Raw genomic sequence first — 11,374 nt, 5'->3', positions numbered from 1 at the left:
TTAATTATTATTATGAATTGTATTTGAGAACTAAAAAGATAAAATCCAACGGAATTTCTATATGACAAAAATGAGCCCGGAAATAATTGCTATTTCCGGGCTCATAACTATTAAATTATCAAATTTTACATTCTGTCAGGTGCACTGAATCCAAGAAGATCAATACCTGTCTCAAGGACTTTAAGTGTCACATTAAGAAGTGCAATATATCCACTCTTCTTCTCTTCGTCAGGCTCAGACAAAATCTTTGTTGAGTGATAGAAGCTGTTAAGCGCATTTGAAAGCTCATAAATATATGCACAGATTCTGTTTGGCATAAGGTCTCTTGCTGCGCTTTCGACTGCATCTGCAAATCTTGTCAGAAGAAGCATAAGATTCTTTTCATCTGCAGATTCAGCATTTCTCAAAAGTGCTTCCTTAACATTTCCGCCTTCCTTCTCATATTTTGAAAGAATAGACTTGATACGTACCATTGTGTAAAGAATGTACGGACCTGTATCTCCCTCGAAGGAGGTGAATTTATCGATATCAAAAATATAATCTTTTGAAGGCTGGTTTGAAAGATCGCCATACTTGATTGCAGCAAGTGCAACTTTGTGCGCTGTATCCTTTGCTTCAGCATCATCAATATCCTGATTGCCTTCTTTAATACGGTTATACATCTGCTCATCAATTTCAGCAATGAGCTTTTCAAGACGCATTACGCCGCCCTCTCTTGTCTTAAAGGGCTTTCCGTCCTTGCCGTTCATGGTTCCAAAGCCTACGAAATGAAGCTCTGTCTCAGGAAGAACCAGCTTGGTCTTTCTTGCGCAGCGGAATACCTGTGTGAAGTAAAGTTCCTGACGCTTATCAACCACATATATAAGTCCTTCAGGCTTAAACTCTTCCATTCTCTGCTGAATTGTAGCAAGGTCAGTTGTGTTATAAAGAGAAGCTCCGTCTGACTTAAGTATCATGCAGGGAGGAATCTCCTTGGTATCAGTTTCCTCTGCAACATCTACTACAAGTGCTCCCTGGCTCTCATGGGCATATCCGTGCTGCTTCATGTACTCAACCATTCCGGGTATCACATCATGAACATCAGATTCACCTCTCCAGAGATCGAAATTAACATTAAGGTTCTTATAATTTTTCTTAAGGTCATTAACAGATACGTTAAGGATGTGGTTCCAAAGTGCACGATAACCCTTATCTCCATCCTGAAGAAGCTTAGTTGCTTCCATCGCTTCAGCCTTAAATGCCTCATCTTCTTTAGACTTAGCGCTGGCTGCAGGATAGATTTCTTCGAGCTCACTTATTGTAAAAGGTGCTTCCTTCGGATACTGTCCCTTATGGTCTTTATCAAAATATGGAAGATCAGGCTTACGTCTCTTAAGCTCAGTAATAATAAGCCCCATCTGAAGTCCCCAGTCACCAAGGTGGATATCTCCTGTTACCTTGTAGCCTGCATACTTAAGAATTCTCTTAAGGCTCTCTCCGATAACTGCTGAACGAAGATGTCCAACATGAAGAGGCTTCGCAACATTCGGTCCGCCATAATCGATCATGAAATTAGGCGCATGTAAAGGCATCTGAACACCAAAGTGATGCTCGTGAAGCATTTTTACAATATAGCTTCTCACAAATTCTTCACTTACTTTAAGATTCAAAAAGCCGGGCTTAACTGATTCTACTGATGAAAAGATATCACTTCCCTGAAGCTTCTCCGCAACAGCATCAGCTATCATGAAAGGAGCCTTACCATATTTCTTCGCTCCTGCCATAGCTCCGTTGCACTGATATTCACAAAGGTCAGGTCTGTTTGAAAGTGTTACCTTTCCCAGTTCAGCGTCATAACCTGCTGCCTCAAACGCAGCGGAAACTTCTTTTGATATAACTTCTAAGATTTTTTCCAAAGTCGTAGTCCTTCCCATTTACTGTATTATTTAAACAAACAATTAATCACATAGCATTCTAACACATTTCTAAAATATATGTTACTAAATTAATAATTTAACTACCCTGCTGTAACTCTTCGCGTTCTCTCTGCTGCCTCGAGAACTCACAACCGCAGAAATCCTGCCTGTAAAGTCCGAATTTGTGCGACAGCTCGATGGACCGCTTATATCCTTCTTTTTTCTTAAAATCAGATGGCAAAAAGCTAACACCATATTTTTCACTCATGCTCTGTCCGATTCTGTTTAATCTGTCAGCATCCTTAAGAGGCGAGATTGTGAGGGTTGTTGTAAAGAACTCAAATTTTTCCTTCAAAGCTATTTTTGCAGTCTCCTCAAGTCTAAGCTCAAAGCATTTTGTGCATCTGTCTCCGCCTTCATGACAATCCTCCAGCCCTTTAACCGCCTCAAGAAAATCACTGACTATATAATCACCTTCGATTATTTCTATTTTCCCTGCTCTCTCGTCCGAGTTCATTCCTTCGAAGGTCTGCTCATCGACCTGTCTGTTGTACTCTGCTATCAGACGCTTTTCCTCATCCACACGCTTTCTATATTCCGCAGCATTCATTATGTTGGGATTATAGAAAAAAACCGTAACATCAAAATACTGCCTAAGATACTCAAGGCAGTAGGATGAGCAGGGAGCGCAGCAGGCGTGAAGTAGAATCCTTGGACGCCGCCCCTCTTTCTCAAATTCCTTTATTTTCTTTTCAAGTTCTTTTGCATAATTAACTTTATTCATTATTTTAAATCCATTAATCGAATTACATCTTATTCCGACACATATAATAAGGTTTGCTCTATTGCAGACAAACTTCATCTATTTAGACAACACACTAGTCATATCCAGCATTTTTTTCAAAAAGAATCTTCTCTATTTCTTCTGTCACATTTATTCAGAAAGGATCTGCTCCATGCCTATCTTATATGGTGTCATCCCAACAGATTCATAGAATTTCATGGCACTTTCATTGCAGGTCCATACATTTAAAGTCACATTGTAATACCCCTGTTCCTTTGCCCAATTAATCACATACTCGTAGAGGCTCTTGCCAACATGCTGGCCACGGGCATTCTCATCAACACAAAGGTCATCAATGTAAAGCGTCTTTATAGGTGTCAGAAGGTTATCATCTTCCGGGTGCTCCTGATGTACACAAAAAGCATATCCAAGCATCGTATCCGTATCATCTGCAGCTGCAAATATCGGTCTGGTATCATCCTTTAAAATACCGGCTATTTCCTCATCTGTATATTTATTTGCTTTCTTAAAAAGATCAGGCCTTCCAATATGATGCACCAGATTAACCTGTCGTAAAAGTTCATGAATCTGTGGTATGTCTTTTTCATTAGCGCGTCTAAAGTTCATAATAAAGTCTCCCATTGTTAAACCAGCTTACATCATTAAACATTCTTCTTATGTTAATAGTGTGCCGTTAGTCTATATCAAGAATTTTCCCATCAAGAACAGCCTCTGTCAGTTCGCCGCCCTCATAGGTAAGTTTTAATGAAAAGAAGGGCTGATCCGGATTTTTTATCAGATCAAGGAAAATCAAATCTCCTTTCCAAAGATTAATATCTAAAAGCGAATCCTTTGATATCCATTCAAGCGTGCCCTCATCACAATCAATCAGCTCTCCATCGAAATCATCAGACGTAAAAAGGCACATGTAGTCTGTGATGTCTTTTGTAAATGCTTCATTCACATTACCGTCTGCGGCAACTTCCAACTCCTTTGCAGGCTTAGAGATAAAGGTCACGATACCTCTAAATCTTGCTGAATTCAATGTAAGACCTGTTTCTTCAAGCACTTCACGTCTTACGCAGTCATCCGGACTTTCTCCGTTTTCGAGGTGCCCTCCGGGAGCAATCCATTTTCCTTCGTTGATGTCATTCTTTTTCTTTATCCTGTGAAGCATGAGATATTTATTATCTTTTTCTATATAGCATAAAGTTGTTATTTCCATAAGCTTTTCCTTGTGAAGTATTTCCTTACTAAATTGGTAATTCCAGGTATATCAAAAGAATAGTTATATCAGTTTATGAATGTCATCGATAGCCTATTCTTTGATATTTTATTCACTTATAATTTATCCCTTGATAATTTATTCTTCTCTACTTTATTCCTTGATGATTTCTTCCAGGTCATTTACATCCAAATCCGGATACAGTTTAATTCCATACCAAAGATCTTCATCCTGCCAGATAGCCATCTTGCGATTATAGTAATCAGCATAAACCGCTATAGTTTTATCATCTACTACTATACCGTCTTCCTCAGTAAAGCTATCAGTTCCCAGTAGTTTATTCTGTATTGCAGCTTCATTATCAGAAATATAATAATACACCGAATTATCTTCAAGAGTATACTGTATCTCCCCGAGATCTTCATAATATGAATAGTAAATGTGATCTGCCTTACTATCAAGATTCGTCAGTGTCTTAAAATCATAGCCCAAAGCTTTAGCAAGTTCCTCTTCTGAATCTACAGAAGTTCCAAAATCCTCAGACTTGATATTCTTATCTGGAGTCCCAACAGTTTGTTCTGCTGCCTGATCTGAATCTGCATCATCTTCATAGGTATTCCCTTCAATGCTGTCTGCTTCTTCAGTACTTTCCATAGCAGCCTCAGCTAAAGCACTCTCATCAGCATCTTGCATCGGACTTGACTCTTCCCGAGTACCTGCAAAAGCTTCTGCTTCAGCAGAACTATTATCTATATTAAGACCTGCTGCCTCTTTTTTATCATCAGAGGAATACTCAGCAGCTTCTTCCTCGATTAAGGAATTATCTTCCGTTTCATATTCATTAACCGAATTGTCTGCTGCCTCTTCCGTTGCCTCATACGCATAGTCAGCACTTTCCGTTGTCTCAGCAGCATACTCAGATGAGCTGGTTGCAGACTCGGAATTGTTGTTAAGAAGTCCCATTCTTATAACTCCATAAGATCCGGCTATAATCAAAGCAAAAATTGCAACTTTAGATCCATAAGAGCGTATAAATCTAATGATCTTAGCAGAAGCATTTACCCTCTGATCATTTTTGCCTAAGTTACTTGATTCTATATGATTTGCACCTGGATCATTTATTCCAGAATTACTTGATTCTGTATTAGAGCTTTGCTCATTTAATTCTGAATTATCAGCTCCAGACTCATTTGAGTCTATTTCCATTATTTCCGTACTATTCTCATTAATTCTGTCTTCACCTACCGAGCCATTGTCATCAAGCTTCTTTTCAACATTTTGAAGGATTCGGCTTCTCATTTCTTCGGAGACAGTAATCTTTTCCATAACTTCATTATATTTACTCAAAGTCATACGCCTCCTTCAAAATATTTTTTAACTGCTGCCGTCCACGATTCAAGTCGGATCTGATGGTAGACTCATTTCTGTTAAGAATTTTTGCTATTTCTTTAGTTGAATATCCCTCCTGATAAAAAAGGTGAATGACCTCTCTGAATTTTTCAGGAAGCTGTTTAACAGCATCCCAAACAAAGGCAAGGTCCTCTTTGTTTTCAGCCACCAGTTCTTCTGAAAGCTCATCAGTTTTCCTGATTCCAAGATATTCAAGCTTGTTCTTGCTTAAATTAGCAGCCACAGTAAGGAGCCAGGCTTTTTCATGCTTTTCATTTTCGAATACAGGCGCATTTTTTATGTACTTTATCAGAGTATCCTGAAGAATGTCCTCAGCATCACTCATGTTATGCAAATAGGAGTATGCAACTCTCAGTATTGAATTACCATACTGATCAAGGATTTTCCCTGCTTTTATTACAGTATTATCATCCGGCTGAACGAATTCGGATTCTGCCTTAATTGCAGCATTATCAGCTGCATATACAGTACGATTCTCTGCCTTTCTTGCAGTATTATCATCTGATAGCATAATCAATGTTTTTGCCATTCTAACAGATGAAGATAGTGATTCTGAATATGTCTGATGTTTTTTCCCGAACATCATATTCAGTCCGGATATTATTCTGTTTTTCCCAAAAGCTTTTCCCATCTCAGATATTATTGTTTTAAGCCTATCAGGCAGATCATAAAATATCTGAGTTCTATGCAGTGTTATGACGTTCATAGTTTCCCCTAACATTTTTTCATCCTAACACTGCATAGTATAACATAGATTATTATTTTTCCTCAGAAAAATAATAATCGTAGTTGAGCAGGTCCTCGCATAGCTGTTTTTATCTTTTTGCTACCATTCTAACAAGCTGATTGAATTCATCTTTATACTCATCTCTGTTCTTTACTGTCTTATACATATCCATGATGTCTTCTAATGATGCTGTTCCTTTATACTCACTATTTCCAAGTATCATTGCAAATTCAGCTACCATCCCTGCAAATCGTATATTTTCACTTCCCTGATCACTAAAGTTTCTGCCATCAACAACTACTGAGAAAAGCTGTGACTTATCAGCTCCGGGCTCTTTGTAACGAACACTTACTGTTGCATATTCAGAAGCATATTCCTGATCAGAATTGTCGTTATCTGCCTCTTTATTATCCTGATACTTAAGCTTTATTGCGCTCTTGCTGTCTTCAGGTACGATTTCATACAGTGCAACTACGCTATGACCTGCGCCTATTTCGCCGCCATCCTTTGTATCATCGTTAAAATCGGCATCGTTCATGATTCTGTTCTCATAGCCTATAAGCCTGTAAGAATTAACCTTCTGCGGATTAAACTCAACCTGGAGCTTAACATCCTTTGCAACAGTTACAAGTGTCTGTCCCATCTCGTCAACAAGAACTTTTTTACCCTCAAATAAGGAATCAATGTATGAGTAGTTACCATTTCCGCAGTCAGCAAGTCTTTCGAGATTGTCATCCTTATAGTTACCATCACCAAATCCCATAATTGATAAAAAGATTCCATCATCCTTTTTATTGGTAATAAACTTCTCAAGATCGTCAGGGCTTGATATTCCTACATTTAGATCTCCGTCAGTAGCAAGGATTACTCTGTTTATTCCTCCCTTTATATAATTCTTCTTTGCAATTTCATAAGCCTTCTGTATTCCTGCCTCTCCATTTGTGCAGCCATTTGCTTCAAGTGAATCAATAGCGCTTATGATCTTTGCTTTTTTCTTCATGCTTACACCTGAGAGCACCACCTTCTCTTCCCCTGAGTAGGTAACTATGGAAATAACTCCTCTATCCGGTAGTTCATCCACAAGCGCCTTAAATGTCTTTTGTAAAAGAGGGAGCTTGTTATCTTCATCCATTGATCCCGATACATCTATAAGAAAAACAAGATTGCTCTCAGGAGCCTCACTAAAATCTATATCCTGTGTCTTCATGCCCACAAACATCAACTGATGATCCTCATTCCAGGGGCAGCTGGCAATTTCTGTGGTTATTCCGAACTTGTCTCTTCCCTCAGGTTTATTCAGGTTATATGAAAAATAGTTGATAAACTCTTCGGGGCGCACTGCATCAGGATTGATTTCAGAAAGTGTATAACCATCCTCTATCATTCTCCTTACGTTTGAATAAGAAGCGGTATCTACATCAGCAGCAAAGGTTGATAACGGTTTTGACAAAGTGATGTTGTATCCGTTTTCCTCATCCTTTTCATAGGACTCTGTATTATTCTCTAATGCTTTACCTGAATATGGATCTTCATAAAAAGGAACATCACAGCCCTCATCTCCAAGCATCTGTGGCATATAAGCATCATTGCTCTCACCCTCATAATAGCCGTCTTCCTCATATTCTGCGGCCTCCGTAGTATCATAAGACGCCACCTCTGCCTCAGCAATTTCTTTTTTGTTACCGGTTGCCTCATAACCTTTATCTACTGCAGTATTTGTTTGGGCATCATAATTCCTGTTTTCTGCAGCAGATGAATTATTACTTGTAGTTTCGGAATAAGTTGATTCCTCAGAATAAGTCTGCTCACTTGTAGCAACTGTTTCGCTGCTTTGCCCGCATCCGCTGACAGAGCTTGCCAAAATTGCTCCGCTTAATATCATTGATATTGCATTCATTTTTCTTCTCATAATAATATCCTCCAAATGTATATAGTGTTTTTGCTGTTCTAACCTATATACAGATGGAGGATATAAAATGTTGCACTTATTCTAAAAAAATTTAAAAAATTTAAATTTTGGCAATATCAACCAGTTCAAGTGTATCTTCCTTGTAAGCATCCTCAAGGCTTGTTACCAGGGCTCTTGCTGTATCAAGAGCTGTAATTACGTTAACGCCTGTCTCGATGGCCGTTCTTCTGATAAGGAATCCGTCACGGCTCTTATCGCGACCCTGAGTAGGTGTATCAATAACAAGGTCAATTCTGTGGCCTAAAATAAGGTCGATGACTGTAGGTGATTCCTGATTGATTCTGTTGACCTTTCTTGCCTTAACACCGTTTTCATTTAAGGTATCAGCAGTTGAGCGGGTTGCATAGATTATATATCCAAGCTTTTCAAAACGTCTTGCTATATCTATAACTTCGCCCTTGTCTGAATCCTTAACTGTGATGATCATCTGCTTGTGCTTAGGCAGTCTGATACCGGATCCAAGGAATGCTTTATACAAAGCCTCACTGTAGGATTTGCTTATTCCAAGGCATTCTCCTGTACTCTTCATCTCAGGTCCAAGGCTTATCTCTGCTCCTCTTATCTTTTCAAAGGAGAACACAGGCATCTTAATTGCTATATGCTCTGCCTCAGGCTGAAGTCCGGGCTTGTATCCAAGGTCAGTGAGCTTTTTACCCATCATAACCTGTGCAGCAAGATCAACAATCGGAATTCCTGTAACCTTACTGATGTAAGGAACAGTTCTAGAGGATCTGGGGTTAGCTTCAATGATATAAACCTCATCACCTACTGCTATGAACTGTACATTTATAAGTCCGACTACGTGAAGTGCTTTTGCAAGTCTCTCAGTGTAATCTGCAATTGTCTGCTTAACCTTATCTGACAGTGACTGTGCAGGATATACTGAAATTGAATCTCCGGAGTGAATACCTGATCTCTCAATGTGTTCCATTATTCCGGGGATTACTATATTCTCACCGTCACATACTGCATCAACTTCTGTCTCAATTCCCTGCAGATACTTATCAACAAGTATCGGATGATCCTGAGCAATTCTGTTAATGATATTTATGAACTCTTCTATTTCACGGTCAGAAAGTGCAATCTGCATGCCCTGTCCGCCAAGTACATAAGAAGGTCTTACAAGTACAGGATAACCTAATCTGTTTGCTACTTCCTTAGCTTCTTCGGCTGTATAAACGGTAGCACCTTCAGCACGCTTAATACCTGTCTCTTCAAGGATTCTGTCAAAGATTTCTCTATCCTCGGCAGCATCCACATCCTCTGCCTTGGTTCCGTAAATCTTAACACCCATTTTCATAAGATCCTGAGTAAGCTTGATTGCTGTTTGTCCACCAAACTGAACAACCGCTCCGTCAGGCTTTTCAAGTCTTACGATGTTTTCTACATCTTCAGGTGTGAGAGGCTCAAAATAGAGCTTATCAGCTATATCAAAGTCTGTAGAAACAGTCTCAGGATTGTTGTTTATGATAATTGTTTCATATCCGGCCTTTTCAAAAGCCCAGGTAGCGTGTACTGAGCAATAGTCAAACTCAATACCCTGACCGATTCTTATCGGTCCTGATCCAAGAACAAGAATCTTCTTTTTCTTTTCAGCAGATTCACCACTGCTATCAAGAGCTTCATTCTCCTCATCCTGATCGCTGTAAACTGAGTAGTAATAAGGAGTCTCTGCAGCAAACTCGGCAGCACAGGTATCAACAAGCTTGTATGCAGCTTTTATGCCATAAAAATCTCTCAATGCTTTAATAGTATCAACTGAGAATCTTGTAAGTCTGCTTATTACCTTATCAGGATATTCAAGCTTCTTTGCCTTAAGAAGTGTATCATAGCTGATGATTTTCTTAGCTTCTTCAAGCTCAGGTACATTTTCCTCAGATACCTTGTGTCTGGCTATAGTGCTCTTTTCACCCACTCTGAGGAGCTTTAATTCCATCTTGACTAAAGTGTGGATCTTATCAATAAACCACAGATCGATCATGGTTATATCATGTATCTCATCATGACTCATGCCGCGTCTTAACGCCTCTGCGATAACCCATATTCTCTGGTCATCAACAACTGTAAGGCGGTTTTTAAGCTCTTCATCATCAAGCTCTGAAAAATCATAGCTTGTAAGGCAGTCCACATGCTGTTCAAGCGAACGGATAGCCTTCATCATTGCACCTTCAAAATTGGTGCAGATACTCATGACTTCACCGGTAGCCTTCATCTGAGTTGTAAGTGTACGTTTTGCCGTAATAAACTTATCGAATGGAAGTCTGGGGAATTTGACTACGCAGTAATCAAGCGCAGGCTCAAAGCTTGCGTAGGTCTTTCCAGTAATGGCATTCTTAATCTCATCCAGTGTATATCCAAGTGCTATCTTTGCAGCTACTTTTGCAATCGGATATCCGGTTGCCTTACTTGCAAGTGCTGATGAACGGCTAACTCTGGGGTTAACCTCGATAACGCAATATTCAAAGCTTGTGGGATGAAGTGCGAACTGTACATTACATCCACCTGTGATCTGAAGCTCATCAATAATATTGAGTGCAGCACTTCTGAGCATCTGATACTCTTTATCGGTAAGTGTCTGAGAAGGTGCAACTACTATACTGTCACCTGTATGAACACCTACAGGATCAATGTTTTCCATATTGCAGACTGTTATGCAGTTACCTGCACTGTCACGGATTACTTCGTACTCGATTTCCTTCCAGCCTGCTATGCAGCGCTCAACCAGAACCTCGTTTGCTCTTGAAAGACGAAGTCCATTCTCCAGTATCTCTTCACATTCAACTCTGTTGTGAGCGATACCGCCGCCGCTTCCACCAAGGGTAAATGCAGGGCGAAGTACAACCGGGTATCCGATTTTTTCAGCAAAAGCAACACCGTCATCTACATTGTGTACGACAAGTGATGCAGCACAGGGTTCGCCGATTTTTTCCATTGTATCTTTGAATTCCTGACGATCCTCAGCCTTCTTAATTGTCTCTGCAGTTGTTCCAAGGAGCTTAACATTATGAGCTGCAAGAAATCCTGATTCAGCAAGTTCCATACCAAGGTTAAGTCCTGCCTGACCTCCAAGGGTGGGAAGCACGCTGTCCGGCTTTTCTTTTTCTATAATCTGTTCAAGAACCTTTACAGTGAGGGGTTCAATGTAAACCTCATCTGCAATGTCCTTATCTGTCATAATCGTAGCAGGGTTAGAGTTTACAAGAATTACCTCTATTCCCTCTTCTTTAAGTGAGCGACAAGCCTGTGTGCCGGCGTAATCAAACTCAGCAGCCTGACCGATTACTATCGGTCCTGAGCCTATGACCAAAACTTTTTTCACATCTTTATTTTTAGGCATTCTATCTTCCTTCCTATGCTTTACTTC

At 39.7% G+C, this 11,374-nt stretch carries 8 protein-coding genes; all 8 read right to left on the bottom strand.

Annotated elements, in window-relative coordinates:
• Positions 1-125 precede the first annotated feature (125 nt).
• The gene (gene argS / locus T501_RS04820) at positions 126-1,895 is read right to left on the bottom strand and encodes an arginine--tRNA ligase (protein WP_026509704.1); all 1,770 of its coding nucleotides are present in this window, start codon (positions 1,893-1,895) and stop codon (positions 126-128) included.
• Positions 1,896-1,992: 97 nt separating this feature from the next.
• Positions 1,993-2,679: an epoxyqueuosine reductase QueH gene (locus tag T501_RS04815; RefSeq protein ID WP_044913624.1), complete on the bottom strand. Its 687-nt coding sequence runs from the start codon at positions 2,677-2,679 to the stop codon at positions 1,993-1,995.
• 150 nt (positions 2,680-2,829) lie between these two features.
• Complete coding sequence (locus T501_RS04810; RefSeq protein WP_044913622.1) at positions 2,830-3,306, bottom strand: GNAT family N-acetyltransferase; 477 nt, start codon at positions 3,304-3,306, stop codon at positions 2,830-2,832.
• Between the two features lie 67 nt (positions 3,307-3,373).
• Positions 3,374-3,904, bottom strand: coding sequence for an NUDIX hydrolase (locus T501_RS04805; RefSeq protein ID WP_026509701.1), 531 nt, complete (start codon positions 3,902-3,904; stop codon positions 3,374-3,376).
• A 153-nt stretch (positions 3,905-4,057) separates the two neighbouring features.
• Positions 4,058-5,251, bottom strand: a complete 1,194-nt coding sequence (locus tag T501_RS04800) for a prolipoprotein diacylglyceryl transferase (protein ID WP_155994787.1) — start codon at positions 5,249-5,251, stop codon at positions 4,058-4,060.
• On the bottom strand, positions 5,244-6,020 hold the full coding sequence (locus T501_RS04795; RefSeq protein WP_242845481.1) for an RNA polymerase sigma factor: 777 nt from the start codon (positions 6,018-6,020) through the stop codon (positions 5,244-5,246). The genes T501_RS04800 and T501_RS04795 overlap by 8 nt, the downstream gene beginning before the upstream one ends.
• Positions 6,021-6,129: 109 nt before the next feature.
• Positions 6,130-7,950 (bottom strand): vWA domain-containing protein, encoded by a 1,821-nt coding sequence (locus tag T501_RS04790; RefSeq protein WP_242845480.1) that lies wholly within the window; start codon positions 7,948-7,950, stop codon positions 6,130-6,132.
• Between the two features lie 100 nt (positions 7,951-8,050).
• Positions 8,051-11,347, bottom strand: coding sequence for a carbamoyl-phosphate synthase large subunit (carB, locus tag T501_RS04785; protein ID WP_044913619.1), 3,297 nt, complete (start codon positions 11,345-11,347; stop codon positions 8,051-8,053).
• Between the last annotated feature and the right edge of the window lie 27 nt (positions 11,348-11,374).

The sequence above is a fragment of the Butyrivibrio sp. WCE2006 genome, from assembly GCF_000701985.1.
Taxonomy (GTDB): domain Bacteria; phylum Bacillota; class Clostridia; order Lachnospirales; family Lachnospiraceae; genus Butyrivibrio.
The sequence above is the reverse complement of the archived record's forward strand: the minus strand, read 5'-3'. Positions and strand labels throughout refer to the sequence as shown.

Coding starts and splice junctions, on each gene's coding strand:
- T501_RS04815 (WP_044913624.1), bottom strand. CDS start 2,679: ATGAATAAAGTTAATTATGCAAAAGAACTTGAAAAGAAAATAAAGGAA.
- T501_RS04790 (WP_242845480.1), bottom strand. CDS start 7,950: ATGAGAAGAAAAATGAATGCAATATCAATGATATTAAGCGGAGCAATT.
- T501_RS04805 (WP_026509701.1), bottom strand. CDS start 3,904: ATGGAAATAACAACTTTATGCTATATAGAAAAAGATAATAAATATCTC.
- carB (WP_044913619.1), bottom strand. CDS start 11,347: ATGCCTAAAAATAAAGATGTGAAAAAAGTTTTGGTCATAGGCTCAGGA.
- T501_RS04795 (WP_242845481.1), bottom strand. CDS start 6,020: ATGAACGTCATAACACTGCATAGAACTCAGATATTTTATGATCTGCCT.
- T501_RS04810 (WP_044913622.1), bottom strand. CDS start 3,306: ATGAACTTTAGACGCGCTAATGAAAAAGACATACCACAGATTCATGAA.